This is a genomic window from Kitasatospora phosalacinea, assembly GCF_030268885.1.
Classification (GTDB): Bacteria; Actinomycetota; Actinomycetes; order Streptomycetales; family Streptomycetaceae; genus Kitasatospora; species Kitasatospora phosalacinea_C.
In genome coordinates, this window is sequence record NZ_BSSA01000003.1 from 383,959 (window position 1) to 400,397 (window position 16,439).

Below are 16,439 nucleotides of genomic sequence, written 5' to 3' on the forward strand. Positions count from 1 at the left end.
GTCCGTGCGGGAGTGACAGGGGCGGATGGCAGGGTGGGGGCATGCTGGAGATCGCGGTGCAGGACAGGTCCGGTCGGGTCGGGGTGCGGGTCTCGGAGGACGAACTCCGTGACCTGGTACGGGACATGGGGCAGTGGCCGGGCGCCTTCCTGGTGCTCCAGCGCGTCCCCGACCTGCCGGACACCTATGCGCAGGCCTGTCCGCAGGACGGCGCCTGGACGGTCGAGTACCGGGACGGCGCGCCGTCGCGGCACTTCGCCGCGCGGGTGACCGAGCTGGAGCGGGTCGCCGAGCTGCTGACCGGGTGGGCCCGGCAGGACGCGGACTGGGCGGCGGGGGAGGAGTGGGAGCGGCTCGACCTCGGGCCGGACCCGGAGCCCGCGCCGCTGGAGCTGTCGGCGCAGGACGAGGAGGTCCTGGTCGCCGAGGTGCGACGGCTGCTGGTGGGCGGGTACGCGACGCTCGCGCAGGCGGCCGAGGTCGCCGAGGAGTGCCTGGTCGACGGGGAGGAGCGACCGGTCAGCAGGGAGCAGGCCAGGCAGCTGGCCGACCGGATGTGGCGGGAGCGCGTCGCCGAGCAGCGCACCTGGAGCGGCGAGACCGACCCGGAGCGGCTCACCCGGGCCTTCCGGGCGCTGGACGCGGCCGGGATCACCGCCCGGGAGGACTACGCCTGCTGCGGGAGCTGCGGCTACGCCGGGATCGGCGACGAGGCGGCGCCGGGCGCCCGCGGGTTCGTCTTCTTCCACGCCCAGTCGACCGCGGCGGTCGCCGAGGGCGGGGACCTGTGGCTGTACTACGGCGGCTTCGACGGTTCCGGGCGGACCACCGCCGCCGTCGGCCGGGAGGTCGTCGCGGCGCTGGCCGGAGCGGGCCTGACGACCGCCTGGAACGGGGAGCCGGACGAGGCGATCCGGGTGACCGGCCTGGACTGGCGGCGCCGACTGGTCGGCTAGCCCCCGCGGGCCGGGCCGTCCTTCGTCCGGCGCAGCCCGCGGTCCGAGCTGTTGCCGGGGGCCGGGGCGGTGCCTTGACTGGAGCGGAATGTCCCAGCTCCCGCGCGAGGGGTAGGTCACCATGCTGTCGGCCCGCAGTCTGTTCCAGGAGATCCACGACGACGACCAGGCGTTCCGGCTGTTCTGCTCGATCGCCGCGAAGGGCGAGGACCAGGGCGGCTGGGAGAACGGCCGGATCGCCCGGCTGGTGCCCGACCCGGTGCTGGCGCCGAAGGTGGCCCGGCACGGCGCCGACGAGGACAAGCACGGCCGGATCTTCAAGGCGCTGATGCACAAGCGCGGCCTGACCGAGCGCGACGTCCCGGACGACACCGACTACACGATGATCCTGGAGCGGCAGGGCATCGGCCTGGCGCACGCCCGGCTGCGCCGCGACGAGCCGCTGACCGAGCAGGACGTGATCACGTACCTGGCGCACAGCCGGGTCACCGAGCAGCGGGCCTCCGAGCAGATGCTGATGCTGAAGCGGATCTTCGGTGACCACCCGGAGCTGGGGCGGGCGGTGCGGATGATCTCCAACGACGAGGACAACCACCTGGCGTTCTGCCACGAGGAGCTGCTGCGGCTCGCGTACCACGGGCACGGTCGGGCGATCCTGGACACCCTGCAGGCCACCGCCCGGGCGGAGATCCGCACCTACCGGGACGTCAGCCTGGCCGTGATGGCGCACCTGGGGGAGCTGCTGCGCTGGCCGAGGGCGAAGTCGGCGGCGCTGGCGGCGGGCATCCACGCGGTGTACGCGTACGAGCGGGCGGGCGGCTGGCGGCGGATGACCACGCTGAAGATGCCGGCCCGGCTGAACGCGCTGGGCGGGCCCGCGCCGCACGAGCAGTTCGCCTGACCGCCCGGCGGCGGACCGCGGGAGGCCGGTGTGCACACTGACCAGGTGACCTCCGAGATCTTCCCGCACACCGTCCAACAGGTCCTCGACCTGGTCGGCATCTTCGTGTTCGCGCTGTCCGGCGGCCTGATGGCCGTCCGCAAGAACATGGACATCTTCGGCATCTGCGTGCTGGCCGAGGCCACCGCGCTGGGCGGCGGCGTGCTGCGGGACCTGGTGATCGGGGCGCTGCCGGTGGCCGCGTTCACCAGCTTCGGGTACTTCCCCACCCCGCTGGTCGCCGGGGTGGTGGTGTTCTTCCTGCACCCCGAGGTGGAGCGGATCACCCGGGCGGTGATGGTGCTGGACGCGGCGGGCCTGGGCCTGTTCTGCGTCACCGGCACCATCAAGGCGCACACCTACGGGCTGGGCGCCGTCCCCTCGGTGGCCTGCGGCATGCTGACCGCGGCGGGCGGCGGCGTGATCCGCGACCTGCTGGCGATGGAGCCGCCCTCGCTGCTGCGCTGGGACCGCGAGATCTACGCCGTCCCGGCGCTGGTCGGCTCGGCCGTGGTGGCGGTGCTGATCGGCACCGGGCAGCTGACCCCGCTGAACGCCTCGCTGGCCGCCGTGGTCGCCTTCACCATGCGGATGCTGGCGCTCAGGTACGGCTGGCGCGCACCTCGTGCTTGGCACCGCAACGGTTCTCGCACCAGCGAGGAGTAGGGGAGCCGCCGTACGCCAGCGAGATCGCCTCGACCGTGCAGAGCAGCTCCGGCAGCAGCTTGCTCAGCTCGGTCACCGAGGCGACCCGGACCGGGGCGGAGATCGAGCAGGCGGCGATGGCGGTGCCCTCGGTGCCCGCGATCGGGGCGGCGATGCAGTTCACCGACTCCTGGTACTCGGCCTGGTCCACCGCCCAGCCGCGGCGGCGCACCTCGGCCAGCTCGGCCCGGAACTCCTCCGGGTCGCGGATCGACTGCGGGGTGCGGGCCGGGAAGTCGGCCTCGGCGAGGAACGCGGCCAGCTTCTCCGCGGGCAGGTCGGCCAGCAGCACCTTGCCCGCCGCGGTGGCCACCGCGGGGGCGCGCTTGCCGATCCGGCTGGCCTCGCCGAGCCAGCTGCGGCCGTGGTCCGGGTACTTGGCCTCGACCTTGTCGAGGTACAGCACCTCGTCCTCCTCCAGCACGGACAGGTGCACGGTGTGCCCGTAGCGCTCGTTCAGCACCGCCAGGTACGGGGCGGCGACCTGCCGGATGTCGATGCCCTCCAGCGCCTGGTGGGCGAGCGCGAACAGCCGGCCGCCGAGCCGGTAGCGCTGGTCGGACTGCCGGTGGACGAAGCCGTGCTCCTGCAGGGTGCGCAGCAGCCGCAGCGCGGTGGACTTGTGCACGCCGATCTTCGCGGCGGCCTGCTCCAGCGACGCCGGGCCCTCGCCGAGCGACGCCAGGATGGTCAGCGCACGGTCGACCGTCTGGGACACGTCCCCTCCCTCTCACATCGGCGTGGCCGGAAGGGTAACGGCGCGTTGCAGAGGGTGCAATGGCCAAATCGTGACTCTTCGGCCGCCTACACTGGGTCCCGCTATGGCATACCTCGACCACGCCGCCACCACCCCGATGCTGCCCGAGTCGATCGCCGCGATGACGGCGCAGTTCGGGGCCGTCGGCAACGCCTCCTCCCTGCACGCCGCCGGTCGGCGGGCCCGCCGGGTGGTCGAGGAGTCCCGGGAGTCGCTCGGCGAGTCGCTGGGCGCCCGGCCCAGCGAGATCGTGTTCACCGGTGGCGGCACCGAGTCCGACAACCTGGCGGTCAAGGGCCTGTACTGGTCCCGGCACGACGCCGACCCGGCCCGCCGCCGGGTGCTGTGCAGCCCGGTCGAGCACCACGCGGTGCTGGACGCGGTGCACTGGCTGGCCGAGCACGAGGGCGCCGAGGTCGAGTACCTGCCGGTGGACGGGCTGGGCCGGGTGCACCCCGAGGCGCTGCGCGCGGCGATCGGGCGCGGCCCGGAGACGGTCGCGCTGGTCACCGTGATGTGGGCCAACAACGAGGTCGGCACCGTCCAGCCGATCCGCGAACTCGCCTCCGTCGCCGCCGAGTTCGACGTGCCGATGCACTCCGACGCGGTGCAGGCGCTGGGGCAGGTGCCGGTCTCCTTCGCCGACTCCGGGCTGACCGCGCTCACCGTCACCGGCCACAAGGTCGGCGGCCCGTACGGGGTCGGCGCGCTGCTGCTGGCCCGCTCCGCCAAGCCCGTCCCGCTGCTGCACGGCGGCGGCCAGGAGCGCGACGTGCGCTCCGGCACGCTGGACGCGCCGGGCGCGGCCGGGTTCGCGGTGGCCGCCGCGCTGGCCGTCGAGCGGCAGCCCGGGTACGCGGGCGCGGTCGGCGCGCTGCGCGACGAGCTGCTGGCCGTGGTCCGCTCGGCCGCGCCGGACGCGGTGCTCAACGGCGACCCGGGCGCGGACGGGCGGCTGCCCGCCAACGCGCACTTCTCCTTCCCCGGCTGCGAGGGCGACGCGCTGCTGATGCTGCTGGACGCGGCGGGCGTCGAGTGCTCCACCGGCTCGGCCTGCTCGGCCGGCGTCCCGCAGCCCAGCCACGTGCTGCTGGCGATGGGCGTCGACCCGGAGCTGGCCCGGGCCTCGCTGCGCTTCTCGCTGGGCCACACCTCCACCGCCGCCGACGTGGCGGCGCTGGCCGCGGCGCTGCCCGGCGCGGTGGAGCGGGCCCGGCGGGCCGGGCTGGTGCGCGCCGCCCGCTGAGGCCCGATTTCCTCCACGGCGGAACCTTCTGCTTCCGGTCGTATTCTGGGGACATGAACGCACCCCTGCCCGAGCGCACCGTCCGTGACCTCACCGGGTTGCTGGCCCAGGCCGCGCACGCCATGAACACCCGGCTGTCGCTGGCGCTGGCCGAGATCGACAGCTCCCCGCGCAAGCACTGCGTGCTGGTGCACGCCATGGAGGCCGAGCGCACCCAGTCGCAGCTGGCCGCGATCGCCGGACTGGACAAGACCACCATGGTGGTCACCGCCGACGAGCTGGAGCGCGATGGCCTGGCCGAGCGCCACCCGTCCGCGACCGACCGGCGGGTGAAGGTGATCCGGGTGACCCCCGCGGGTGCGGAGCTGGTGCGGCGCGGCGAGGTGATCGTCGACCGGGTGCACGGCGAGGCGCTGGGCGAGCTGTCGGCGGGGGAGCGGCAGGTGTTCGTGGACGCGCTGGACCGGCTGCAGCAGGCGACGGAGTTCCCGATGGTCGGCGAGGGCGGCGTGGTGCGCCGACCGCGGCGGTCCCGGTAGGGCTAGCCCCGAAGGCCGTCCCGCTCCAGATCGTCTATTACAAAACTATCTGCTACGGTCTCTCTTATCGGGAGCGCACGCCCGCGCACCCCCGGGGAGGGAGAGAACCGTGTCCGAGAACCCGTCACGCGCCCGCTGGCTGGCCCTCGCGGTGGTGTGCGCCGGAATGCTGATGGTGATCCTCGACGGGTCCATCACCACCGTCGCGCTGCCCGCCATCCAGGCCGACCTGCACACCGGTCCGGCCGGACTGGCCTGGGTGGTGGACGCCTACGTGGTCGCCTTCGGCGGACTGCTGCTGCTCGCCGGACGGCTCGGCGACCTGCTCGGCCGCCGCCGGGTCTACCTCGCCGGGATCGCCGCCTTCACCGCCGCCTCCGTGCTGTGCGGCCTCGCCGTCAACGCCGGGACGCTGATCGCCGCCCGGTTCCTCCAGGGCGCGGGCGGGGCGATGGCCTCCGCCGTCGGCCTCGGCATGGTCGTCGCGCTCTTCCCCGACCCCGCCGACCGGGCCAGGGCCTTCGGCGCCGTCGGCTTCACCGGCGCCGCGGGCGCCTCGCTCGGCCAGGTGCTCGGCGGCGTCCTCACCCAGGGCCTCGGCTGGCACTGGATCTTCTTCATCAACCTGCCGATCGGCGCCGCCGCCCTGCTCGCCGGGCGCCGCCTGCTCGCCGACGACCGCGGCCCCGGCCTGAAGGCGGGCGCCGACGCCCCCGGCGCCGTCCTGGTCACCGCCGGACTGATGCTCGGGGTCTACACCATCGTCGAGGGCGGCCCGGCCGGCTGGACCTCCGCCCGCACCCTGGCCACCGGCGCCGCCGCCCTCGTCCTGCTCGCCGCCTTCCTGCGCCGACAGGCCCGCACCGCCACCCCGCTGCTCCCGCTGCGGATCCTCGCCCGGCGCACCACCGCGCTCGCCAACCTGATCCAACTCCTCATGCTGGCCGCCCTGTTCGGCTTCCAGATCCTGCTCGCCCTGTACCTCCAGCAGGTCCAGCACTACAGCGCCCTGGCCACCGGCCTGGCCATGCTGCCCGCCGCCCTCACCATCGCCGCCGTCTCCCTGCTGCTCGCCGCCCGCACCATCGCCCGGCTCGGCGAACGCCGCACCCTGCTGCTCGGTCTGGCCCTGCTCACCGTCGGCATCGGCCTGCTCACCCGGCTCCCGGCCGGACACCTGGACTACGCCGCCGACGTGCTCCCCACCACGCTCAGCGCCGCCGGGTTCGGCCTCGCCGCCACCGCCCTCACCGCGCTCGGCATGGCCGACGCCCGGCCCGAGGACGCCGGACTGCTCTCCGGCCTGCTCAACACCACCCAGCAGGTCGGCGCCGCGCTCGGCGTCGCCGTCCTCACCGCACTGGCCGCCGGACGCGGCACCGGCGGCTTCCACCTCGCCTTCGGCACCGGAGCCGCCCTGCTGGCCGCCGCCTTCCTGCTGGCCCTCGCCCTGCCCCGGCCCGGCCGCCCGGCCGCGCCCGCCGACGCCGAACCGCCCGTCCTGGTGCACGGCTGACCGTCGGGGCGCCGCCCGCCACCGTTACGCTTGGAGGCACCATGACTGACTTCCCCGGCGCCCCGACCACCCCGTCCACCGGCCGCCTGCGCGTGCTCGCCGCGATGTCCGGCGGCGTCGACTCCGCCGTCGCCGCCGCCCGGGCCGTCGAAGCGGGCCACGAGGTGACCGGCGTCCACCTGGCGCTCGCCAGCAACCCGCAGTCCTTCCGCACCGGCGCCCGCGGCTGCTGCACCCTGGAGGACTCCCGGGACGCCCGCCGCGCCGCCGACGTGATCGGCATCCCGTTCTACGTCTGGGACCTGGCCGAGCGCTTCCGCGAGGACGTGATCGAGGACTTCGTCGCCGAGTACGCCGCCGGGCGCACCCCCAACCCGTGCCTGCGCTGCAACGAGAAGATCAAGTTCGCCGCGCTGCTCGACAAGGCGATCGCCCTCGGCTTCGACGCCGTCTGCACCGGCCACTACGCCCGGATCGTCGACCACCCCGACGGCACCCGCGAACTGCACCGCGCCGTCGACGCCGCCAAGGACCAGTCGTACGTCCTCGGCGTGCTCGACGCCGAACAGCTCGCCCACTCGCTCTTCCCGCTCGGCGACACCACCAAGGACGTCATCCGCGCGGAGGCCGAACGGCGCGGCCTCGCCGTCGCCAAGAAGCCCGACAGCCACGACATCTGCTTCATCACCGACGGCGACACCCAGGGCTTCCTGGCCGAGCGCCTCGGCACCGCCCCCGGCGACATCCTCGACACCGACGGCACCAAGCTCGGCGAGCACGACGGCGCGTACGGCTTCACCATCGGCCAGCGCAAGGGCCTGCGGCTCGGCCGCCCCGCCGCCGACGGCAAGCCCCGCTACGTCCTCGACATCTCCCCGGTGAACAACACCGTCACCGTCGGCCCGGTCGAAGGACTCGACGTGCACGCCCTCACCGCCATCCGCCCCCGCTGGTGCGGCACCCCCGCCACCGGCGAGGGCCGCTACACCGCCCAGCTGCGGGCGCACGGCGAGGAGGTGCCGGTCACCGCCGTGCTGAGCGACGACCAGCTGCACGTCCGGCTCGACGCCCCCGCCCGCGGCATCGCCCCCGGGCAGGCCGTGGTGCTCTACGACGGCACCCGGGTGGTCGGCTCGGCGACCATCGCGAGCACCGAGCGGGCCGTCGGGGTCCAGTAGTTCAGGAGCACGGGGAAGCAGTCGGGGCCGTGCCCTCCCCGCCGGTCGCCCGGCGGGGAGGGCACGGCCCCGTGGCGTGTCCGGGATCAGGCCCGGGCGGAACGCCGCTTGCGACGGGTGAGGGCCACCGTCCCGGCGCCCAGGACGACGAGCGCGGCGCCCGCGCCGGCGTACCAGCCGGTGCCGGAGGAGCCGGTGGTGGCGAGCTCCTGGTCGGTGGAGGTGGAGGTGGTGCCGGTGCCGGTGCCGCCGGAGGTGCCGGAGGTGCCGGAGGTGCCGGAGGTCGGGGTGGCGTCGGCCGTGGGCGAGGCGCTGGCCGTGGGCGAGGCGCTGGCCGTCGGCGAGGGGGCGGTCGACGCGGCCGCGGGGCGCACGGCGAAGGTGGCGCTGCGGGTGAACTCGGGCCAGCCGCCCTTGTCCGCGTAGACCAGGTAGTCGCCGTTCAGCTTGACGGTCTGCTTCAGCGCGGCCGCGACCTTGAAGGTGGCCTTGAGCGTGCTGTCACCCGGATTCAGGCGGCACTGGGCCAGCATCGGGCGCTCGCCGACCGAGTTGTGCTGGTCGGCGACCGGACGCACCTGGCAGCTCCCGCCGTTGTCGGAGGTGAGGCCGACCAGGTCCAGGCCGTCGACCGCGTTGGCGGGCCGGCCCTCGGAGTCCTGCCAGGGCGCCTTCGGATCGCCGCTCTCCGTCCACAGGATGAAGTCGGGGCTGTCCTCGGCGTGCACCTTGACCGTCTGGACGACGGTGCCGCCGCCGGTGAGGTCCTTGGTCTCGAAGGCGACGGTGTCCTTGGCCACCCGCTCCTGGGACTCGACCTCGATGTGCTGGGTCCGCTGGGCGGGGAACCGCTTGCCACCGGCCTGGTCGGCGAGCACCTTGGCATAGGTGGTGTCGGCGCTCGGCACGATCAGGGCGTCGAGGTCGTACCGGGTCCGGTCGGGGGTGTTCGCACCGATGTGCACGTTCACCGAAGCCTGGCCGTACAGCCCGGGGCCGCCCGAACGGCTCGGCTTCGAGTTGTCGCACAGGAACACCCCGGGCTCGCCGGTGCCGGCGCAGTTGCCGTACGGGAAGTCCACGGTGACGCCGGTGGGCAGCCCGGGCTGGGCGGCGCCGGTGGGGCGGACCACCAGGAGCACGTTGCCGTCGGTGGCGGGCGCCATCGGGATCGACCCGCCCTTGACGATCGTCAGGCCGTAGCCGACGTCGCTGCCGGGGGCGAACACGGAGACCGGGTGGGTGTCGGTGCCGCCCCACTCGATGGAGAACGCGTAGTCGGACGGGTCGGCGGCGTGGGCGTAGCCCGCCGCGCCCAGTTGGAACACGGCCAGCGTGGCGACGGCCGCACCCAAGGGAAGTGTGCGAAGGGATCTCATCGCGCAGACCGTAGCCAGCGGCCCGACCCCGGTCGAACCGATGGAAACGGCCATCCGCCACGAAGCGCCGCAGAACGGTCAGGCGTTGTGACGCACCTCACTCGGACCGTTCCCGCCCGGCCGGGCGGAGCGGCGCGGGCGGCAGCGGAGCGGTCGGGGGCGCGGCGGTCCGGCGAAACCGGTTTGACCCGGGCGCGCGGGGCGGTGGTAGGACTGGAGGCACTATGAACATCACGGTCTTCTGCTCCGCCAACCCCCTCGACGCCAAGTACACCGCCCCGGCGGCCGAGTTCGCCCGGCTGCTCGGCGAGGCCGGGCACACGCTGGTGTGGGGCGGGTCGCACGCCGGGCTGATGGGCGAGCTCGCGGACGGGGTCAAGGCCGCCGGGGGGCGGCTGGTCGGGATCTCGGTGGAGTTCCTGCGGCACAAGGCGTACGAGGGCGCGGACGAGTTGGTGACCATGCCGGACCTGCCGACCCGGAAGGCCGAACTGCTGGCGCACGGGGACGCGCTGGTGGTGCTGGTCGGCGGGGTGGGGACGCTGGACGAGATCACCGAGGTGCTGGAGCTGAAGAAGCACGGCCTGCACGACAAGCCGGTGGTGGTCCTGGACAGCGAGGGCTTCTACACCGGCCTGCGCCTCCAGCTGGAGCGGATGGACGCCGAGGGCTTCCTGCCCCGTCCGCTCGCCGAGCTGGTCACCTTCGTGCGGACCCCCGCCGAGGCGCTCGCCCACCTGTCCGCCCACCAGCCCCAGTAAGGAAGATCGAATTGGGTGTTCACCTGATCACCGGCGCCGGCTCCGGCATCGGCGCCGTCGTCGCCGACAGGCTCGCCGCCCGCGGCGAGGAGCTCTGGCTGCTCGCCCGGGACGCCCGCCGCGCGGCCCAGCTGCGCGAGCGCCACCCCGACGCGAGGACCCTGGTCGGCGACCTGGACGACCCGGCCAAGCTGTCCTGGGCCTTCGGGCACCAGACGCTCCCGGTCGAGCTCGACTCGCTGCTGCACGTCGCCGGGGTGGTCGAGCTCGGCACGGTGGCCGAGACCCCAGTCAAGGCGTGGCAGCACCAGCTCAACGTCAACGCGGTCGCGCCCGCCGAGCTCACCCGGCTGCTGCTGCCCTCGCTGCGGCTGGCCCGCGGCCACGTGGTGTTCGTCAACTCCGGTGCCGGGCTGCGCGCCGACCCGACCTGGGGCTCGTACGCGGCCAGCAAGTTCGCGGTGCGTGCGCTGGCCGACGCGCTGCGCCAGGAGGAGCACGCCAACGGCGTCCGGGTGACCAGCGTCTACCCGGGACGGACGGCCACCCCGATGCAGCAGAAGGTGCACCAGCAGGAGGGCGCGGAGTACGACCCGGAGCGCTGGATCGCGCCGGAGTCGGTGGCCACCGCCGTCCTCACCGCGCTCGACCTGCCGCGGGACGCCGAGATCACCGAGATCACCGTCCGGCCTGGCAGGTAGCACGACCGCAAGGGGGCGCGGGTCGTTTCCCGCGCCCCCGGCGCGCCTCGTAGGCTCTCCCCGTGACTGACGTGGACGTTTTCGCGGAACTGTCCGGCGCGGCGACCGGGGTCGGCTCGATGCCCGGCGGGGACGTGCGGGAGATGGCCCGGGGCGTGGTGGCCGAGCTGGAGCAGCTGCCGCACCTGCCCGAACTGCCCGCGCGCGGGCCGGGCGCCGACATGATCGGGCGCGGCGCCGGGCTGCTGACCGAGCTGTTCGTGCAGACCGAGCCCAGCGGCTGGCGCTTCACCGACCGCCCCGGGCGCGACACCAGGCGGGCGGTGTCCCGGCTCGGCGAGGACCTGGACGCGCTGGAGGAGTACACCCAGGGCTACACCGGCCTGCTCAAGGTGCAGGCCGCCGGGCCGTGGACGCTGGCCGGGTCGATCGAGCTCAGGCACGGCGAGAAGGCGCTCAGCGACCCCGGTGCGTGCCGCGACATCGCGGGCTCGCTCACCGAGGGCCTGCGCCGCCACCTCGCCGACGTCCGCCGCCGCGTGCCCGGCGCCACCGTCGTCCTGCAGCTCGACGAGCCGCTGCTGCCCGCCGTCCTCGCCGGGTCGGTGAAGACCGCCAGCGGCTTCCAGCGGCTGCGCGCGGTCGACCGCCAACTCGCCGAGCAGTCCCTGCGCGAGCTGGTCGGCGGCCTCGACGCGCCCGTCCTGGTGCACAGTTGCGCGCCCGGGGTGCCGATCCCGCTGCTGCGCCGGGCCGGGGTGGCCGGGATCAGCCTGGACTTCGGCCTGCTGACCGAACGCGACGACGACGACCTGGGCGAGGCCGTCGAGGGCGGCACGCTGATCCTCGCCGGTGTGGTGCCCGCCACCGACGTCGAAAGGTCGGACCCGGCCGGTAGTGTCCAGGGTGTCAGGACGCTGTGGCGCAGGCTCGGTCTGGCCCCCGAACTGCTGGGCCGACGAGTGGTGGTGACGCCCACGTGCGGGCTGGCGGGGGCCTCCCCGGCGTACGCGCGCCGGGCGCTGGCCACCGCGGTCCGCGCCGCCCGGAGCCTGGTGGACAACCCGGAGTAGCGAGACGAGGAGGACGGCGCGGTGGCGGCTGTGGAGGGCTGGGAGGAGATCCCGGCGGAGGTGCGGACGCGGCACGCCGAGCTGGCGACCGAGATCGAGGAGCACCGGGCCCGGTACTACGAGCAGGACGCGCCGGTCGTCACCGACGCCGAGTTCGACGCCCTGATGCGCGAGTTGGAGGCGCTGGAGGCCGCCCACCCGGCGCTGGTGACGCCGGACTCGCCCACCCAGAAGGTCGGCGGCGCGCCGACCGTGCTGTTCGCCCCGGTCGAGCACCGGGAGCGGCTGCTCAGCCTGGACAACGCGATGGACGGCGAGGAGCTGGCCGCCTGGGCCGAGCGGGTCGCCACCGAGCTGTCCGGCATCGAGTACCACTACCTGTGCGAGCTGAAGGTGGACGGCCTGGCCGTCAACCTGACGTACGAGAACGGCGTGCTGGTGCAGGCCGCCACCCGCGGCGACGGCCGGGTCGGCGAGGACATCACCCCCAACGTCCGCACCATCGGGGAGGTCCCGCACCGGCTGCACGGCGAGAACCTGCCGGAGCTGGTGGAGATCCGCGGCGAGGTCTACTTCCCCACCGAGGAGTTCGACGCGCTGAACGCCTCCTTCGCGGCGGAGAACGAGCGCCGCCGGCAGGAGAACGAGGAGCGCGCCAGGGAGGGCAAGCGGCCCCGGGCGATGATCCGGCTGTTCATGAACCCGCGCAACGCCGCCGCCGGGTCGCTGCGCCAGAAGGACCCGCTGGTCACCGCCGCCCGCCCGCTGCGGATGGTCGTGCACGGCATCGGCGCCCGGAAGGGCTTCGACATCGACTGCCAGTCGCACGCGTACCAGCTGCTGCACGACTGGGGCCTGCCCACCGCCAAGCACAACAAGGTGGTCGGCAGCCTGGAGGAGGTGCGGGCGTTCATCAAGCACTTCGGCGAGCAGCGGCACTCGGTCGAGCACGAGATCGACGGCGTGGTGGTCAAGGTCGACGAGATCCCGCTGCAGGGCCGGCTCGGCGCCACCTCCAAGTCGCCGCGCTGGGCGATCGCCTGGAAGTACCCGCCGGAGGAGGTCACCGGCAAGCTCGCCGACATCAAGATCGGCATCGGCCGCACCGGCCGGGCCACCCCGTACGCGGTGCTGGCCGAGCCGGTGAAGGTGGCCGGGTCGATGGTGCAGTACGCCACCCTGCACAACCAGCAGGTGGTGAAGGCCAAGGACGTGCTGCTCGGCGACACCGTCGTGCTGCGCAAGGCCGGCGACGTGATCCCGGAGATCCTCGGCCCGGTCTACGACCTGCGGGACGGCAGCGAGCGGGAGTTCGTGATGCCCGCCGAGTGCCCGGAGTGCGGCAGCGGGCTGCGCCCGATGTCCGAGGGCGACATCGACCTGCGCTGCCCCAACGCCCGGTACTGCCCGGCCCAGATCCGCGAGCGGATCGCCTTCCTCGGCGGCCGCAGCAGCCTGGACGTCGAGGGCCTCGGCTACGTCGCCGCCACGGCGCTCACCCAGCCGCTGCCGCCGGTCGAGCCGCCGCTGCGCAACGAGGGCGACCTCTTCGACCTGACCGAGGAGCAGCTGCTGCCGATCAAGGTCCTGGTGCGCGACCCGAAGACCGGCATGCCCAGGCTGGACGACGAGACCGGTGAGGAGAAGGAGGTGTTCTTCTTCGCGAACAACGCGGGCACGGCGAAGAAGAACACCGGCGTCCTGCTGGAGAACCTGGCCAGGGCCAAGGAGCGCCCGCTGTGGCGCTTCCTGAACGGCCTGTCGATCCGGCACGTCGGCCCGGTCGCCGCCCAGGCGCTGGCCCGCGAGTTCCGCGACCTGGACCGGGTCTTCGCCGCCGACGAGAGCGAACTCGCTGCCGTCGAGGGCATCGGCCCGACCATCGCCCGCGCCGTCAAGGAGTGGTACGCCGAGGACTGGCACCGGGAGATCCTGGAGAAGTGGCGCGCCGCGGGCGTGGTCTTCACCGAGGAGGCCGGGGACGAGCCGGCCGAGCGCCCGCTGGAGGGCCTGACCGTGGTGGTCACCGGCACCCTCGCCGGGCACACCCGGGACGGCGCCAAGGAGGCGCTGACCTCGCGCGGCGCCAAGGTGACCGGCTCGGTGTCGAAGAAGACGCACTTCGTGGTGGTCGGCGACAATCCCGGCTCCAAGCACGACAAGGCCCTGCAACTGGGCGTTCCGGTGCTGGACGACGAGGGATTCGCCGTCCTGCTCGACCGGGGGGCGGACGCCGCCCGGGAACACCTCGGCCTGGAGCCGCTCGCCGCCCCGGAACCCGTCGGAACCGGTGCGAACGAGCCGGACGCGGTGGGGGAGAATGTCGCAGAAGGGGCGGAGAAGAAGGTTTCCTGACGGGTCGTTATCGTCCTGATGCCGCGTCAGCCGGGTGTTCGAGAAGGAAATCGGGCATTGTGTCACTGAACAACGCGCGGATATGACGTTGCGCCCGGAGCTGGCCCGAAAGTGCGCCCAGGTGGGGCACCCCGGCTTACCCTGGGCGCTACGAACTGTCAGCAGGAGTGTGTGGAGCCGGCCCTGTGCCGGAGCCCCGGGGACACGCCCTCGTCTGACGTCCACCGGCACCTCCCGGAGAGGGGTGCCTCACCGTGAGGCGGCCCCGCCGGGGGGCGGGCCCGACGGAGGACTGGGCTTATGGATCGTACGACCGGCGGCGCGCCCACACGCCCGCCGCAGGGGGTGGCAGGGGCGGTCCTGCTGCTCGGCGTGCTGCTGGCCGGGGCCGCGCCGCTCATCCCGCTGGCCGTCCTGGTGTACCGCTACGAACCCGAACTGCTCCCGCTGTTCGCGGTTCCCCTCGCCGTGCTGGTCGCCGCCTGGCGGATCGCCCGGGACCGGGCGCGCGACCAGCTCACCGACCCGCTCACCGACCTGCCCAACCGGCAGGCCCTGCTGATCGCCACCCAGGAGGCGCTGGCCAGGCACGAGGCCGAACCCGGCCACGGCGTCGGCCTGATCCTGCTCGACCTGGACCGCTTCCGCTCCCTCAACGACGCCCTCGGCCACACCGCGGGCGACCGGCTGCTGGTGCACATCGCCCGTCGGCTGCACCGCGCCCTGCGCACCGGCGCGGGCGGCCCCCGGGAGGGCGAGGACGGCACCGCGCTGCCCCCGCCGGTCCGCCGCGGGGAGCGCCCGGTGGTGGCCCGGATGGGCGGGGACGAGTTCGCCGTGCTGCTGCCGGGGGTGGGCAGCACCGAGGCGCTGGAGCGGACCGCGAAGGCGCTGATCGCCGAACTCGCCGCGCCGATCCGGCTGGACGGCTTGCTGCTCGTCCTGGAGGCCAGCGCCGGAGTGTGCGCCTACCCCGCCCACGCCCAGGACGCAGAATCGCTTCTGCGCCGGGCCGACGTCGCGATGGGCCACGCCCAGCACGGCCGCAGCGGCGTCGAGTGCTACGACGAGTCCCGCGACCTCGACACCCCGTACCGGATCGGCCTGCTCGGCGACCTGCGGCGGGCCATCGAGATGAACGAGGTCCAGCTGCACTACCAGCCCAAGGTCGCCTTCGACGGCAGCGTCGTCGGCCTGGAGGCGCTGGTCCGCTGGGAGCGCCCCGGGCAGGGGCGGGTCGCGCCCGACGAGTTCATCGCCCTCGCCGAGTCCTCCGGGCTGATGCCCCGGCTCACCGACTACGTGCTGGAGAGCGCGGTCGGACAGATCGCCCGCTGGCGCCACCAGGGCCTGATGGTCCCGGTCGCCGTCAACGTCTCGCCCCGCGACGTCCTCAGCCCCGGCTTCGCCGCCCGGGTCGCCGGACACCTCACCCGGCACCAGGTCCCCGCCGTGGCGCTCCAGCTGGAGATCACCGAGCGGCTGCTGCTCGACGACAGCCGGCGCGCCGCCGACACCCTCGCCGAACTGCGCCGCTACGGCGTCCGGATGTCCCTGGACGACTTCGGCACCGGCCACTCCTCGCTGGTGCGGCTGCGCAGCCTGCCGGTCGGCGAACTCAAGATCGACCGCTCCTTCGTCTCCCGGATGGTCGCCGACGACCACGACGCCGCCGTGGTGCGCTGCTCGGTGGAGCTCGCCCACTCGCTGGGCCTGACCGTGGTCGCCGAGGGCGTCGAGGACGACGAGACCTGGGAGCGGCTGCACGACATGGGCGTCGACGCCGTCCAGGGCTGGCTGGTCTCCGCGGCGCTGCCCGCGGACCAGGCCACCGCCTGGCTGCTGGTGCGGCGCAACGACGCGCCGCCGGTGGAGTCGCTGCCGCGCTGAGCGCCCGCGGGAGGGCCGTCCTCGGAGGCGTTCCGAGGACGGCCCTCCCGCGTCTGCCCATAGGATGGCCCCTTAGGACCGAACGGACCGGCGTGCCCCGCAGGGCGGCCCGGCCCACCAGAACTCACCCTTGAGGATCGCTGCATGCCTGGCATCACGCGCGAGGAGGTCGCCCACCTCGCCCGGCTGTCGCGTCTGGAGTTGCAGGCGGAGGAGTTGGACCACTTCGCCGAGCAGCTCGACGTGATCATCGGCGCGGTCGCCCGCGTTTCCGAGGTCGCGGGGCAGGACGTCCCGCCGACCTCCCACCCGCTCCCGCTCACCAACGTGATGCGCGCGGACGAGGTGCGACAGTCGCTGACCCCGGAGCAGGCGCTGTCCGGCGCCCCGGCGAGTGAGGACCAGCGTTTCCGCGTGCCGCAGATCCTCGGGGAGGACTGACC

14 protein-coding genes and 1 pseudogene are annotated in these 16,439 nt (G+C 74.0%); 13 read left to right on the top strand and 2 right to left on the bottom strand.

The window, feature by feature from the left end; genetic code table 11:
• Positions 1-41 precede the first annotated feature (41 nt).
• From QSK52_RS07755 to QSK52_RS07765, 3 genes are all read left to right on the top strand, one after another.
• Positions 42-956, top strand: coding sequence for a DUF6891 domain-containing protein (locus QSK52_RS07755; RefSeq protein WP_285735018.1), 915 nt, complete (start codon positions 42-44; stop codon positions 954-956).
• A gap of 121 nt (positions 957-1,077) precedes the next feature.
• Entirely contained in the window at positions 1,078-1,857 is a 780-nt protein-coding gene (locus QSK52_RS07760; protein ID WP_285735020.1) for a ferritin-like domain-containing protein, read from the top strand.
• Between the two features lie 45 nt (positions 1,858-1,902).
• Positions 1,903-2,562 carry a trimeric intracellular cation channel family protein gene (locus tag QSK52_RS07765; protein WP_285735022.1) on the top strand — a complete coding sequence of 220 codons (660 nt, stop codon included), beginning with the start codon at positions 1,903-1,905 and terminating at the stop codon, positions 2,560-2,562.
• On the opposite strand, the gene QSK52_RS07770 is transcribed toward QSK52_RS07765, so the two are convergent.
• Complete coding sequence (locus QSK52_RS07770; RefSeq protein ID WP_285735025.1) at positions 2,498-3,319, bottom strand: IclR family transcriptional regulator; 822 nt, start codon at positions 3,317-3,319, stop codon at positions 2,498-2,500. The genes QSK52_RS07765 and QSK52_RS07770 overlap by 65 nt on opposite strands.
• Positions 3,320-3,422: 103 nt before the next feature.
• On the opposite strand from QSK52_RS07770, the gene QSK52_RS07775 reads away from it, so the two are divergent.
• The 4 genes from QSK52_RS07775 (at position 3,423) to mnmA (ending at position 7,837) form a co-directional block, all read left to right on the top strand.
• Positions 3,423-4,604: a cysteine desulfurase family protein gene (locus tag QSK52_RS07775; RefSeq protein WP_285735027.1), complete on the top strand. Its 1,182-nt coding sequence runs from the start codon at positions 3,423-3,425 to the stop codon at positions 4,602-4,604.
• A 53-nt stretch (positions 4,605-4,657) separates the two neighbouring features.
• Positions 4,658-5,143, top strand: coding sequence for a MarR family winged helix-turn-helix transcriptional regulator (locus QSK52_RS07780; RefSeq protein WP_285735029.1), 486 nt, complete (start codon positions 4,658-4,660; stop codon positions 5,141-5,143).
• Positions 5,144-5,252: 109 nt separating this feature from the next.
• Complete coding sequence (locus QSK52_RS07785) at positions 5,253-6,659, top strand: MFS transporter (protein ID WP_435053183.1); 1,407 nt, start codon at positions 5,253-5,255, stop codon at positions 6,657-6,659.
• A 41-nt stretch (positions 6,660-6,700) separates the two neighbouring features.
• Positions 6,701-7,837: a tRNA 2-thiouridine(34) synthase MnmA gene (gene mnmA / locus QSK52_RS07790; RefSeq protein ID WP_285735031.1), complete on the top strand. Its 1,137-nt coding sequence runs from the start codon at positions 6,701-6,703 to the stop codon at positions 7,835-7,837.
• An 86-nt stretch (positions 7,838-7,923) separates the two neighbouring features.
• On the opposite strand, the gene QSK52_RS07795 is transcribed toward mnmA, so the two are convergent.
• Positions 7,924-9,216, bottom strand: a complete 1,293-nt coding sequence (locus QSK52_RS07795) for an LPXTG cell wall anchor domain-containing protein (protein WP_285735033.1) — start codon at positions 9,214-9,216, stop codon at positions 7,924-7,926.
• Positions 9,217-9,440: 224 nt separating this feature from the next.
• Here QSK52_RS07795 and QSK52_RS07800 point away from each other — a divergent pair, with 224 nt between their 5' ends.
• The 6 genes and pseudogenes from QSK52_RS07800 to gatC all read left to right on the top strand — a co-directional run bounded on the left by QSK52_RS07800 (position 9,441) and on the right by gatC (position 16,437).
• Positions 9,441-9,977: a TIGR00730 family Rossman fold protein gene (locus QSK52_RS07800; RefSeq protein WP_285735035.1), complete on the top strand. Its 537-nt coding sequence runs from the start codon at positions 9,441-9,443 to the stop codon at positions 9,975-9,977.
• 11 nt (positions 9,978-9,988) lie between these two features.
• The gene (locus QSK52_RS07805) at positions 9,989-10,678 is read left to right on the top strand and encodes an SDR family oxidoreductase (protein WP_285735037.1); all 690 of its coding nucleotides are present in this window, start codon (positions 9,989-9,991) and stop codon (positions 10,676-10,678) included.
• Positions 10,679-10,749: 71 nt separating this feature from the next.
• A complete protein-coding gene (locus QSK52_RS07810) occupies positions 10,750-11,751 on the top strand; it encodes a methionine synthase (protein ID WP_285735121.1) in 1,002 nt (333 codons plus the stop codon).
• Positions 11,752-11,781: 30 nt separating this feature from the next.
• Positions 11,782-14,106 carry an NAD-dependent DNA ligase LigA gene (gene ligA, locus QSK52_RS07815; RefSeq protein WP_285735123.1) on the top strand — a complete coding sequence of 775 codons (2,325 nt, stop codon included), beginning with the start codon at positions 11,782-11,784 and terminating at the stop codon, positions 14,104-14,106.
• A gap of 363 nt (positions 14,107-14,469) precedes the next feature.
• A pseudogene (locus QSK52_RS07820) lies at positions 14,470-16,130 on the top strand (putative bifunctional diguanylate cyclase/phosphodiesterase); the annotation flags it as partial.
• 10 nt (positions 16,131-16,140) lie between these two features.
• A complete protein-coding gene (gene gatC, locus QSK52_RS07825) occupies positions 16,141-16,437 on the top strand; it encodes an Asp-tRNA(Asn)/Glu-tRNA(Gln) amidotransferase subunit GatC (protein WP_030460841.1) in 297 nt (98 codons plus the stop codon).
• Positions 16,438-16,439 lie beyond the last annotated feature (2 nt).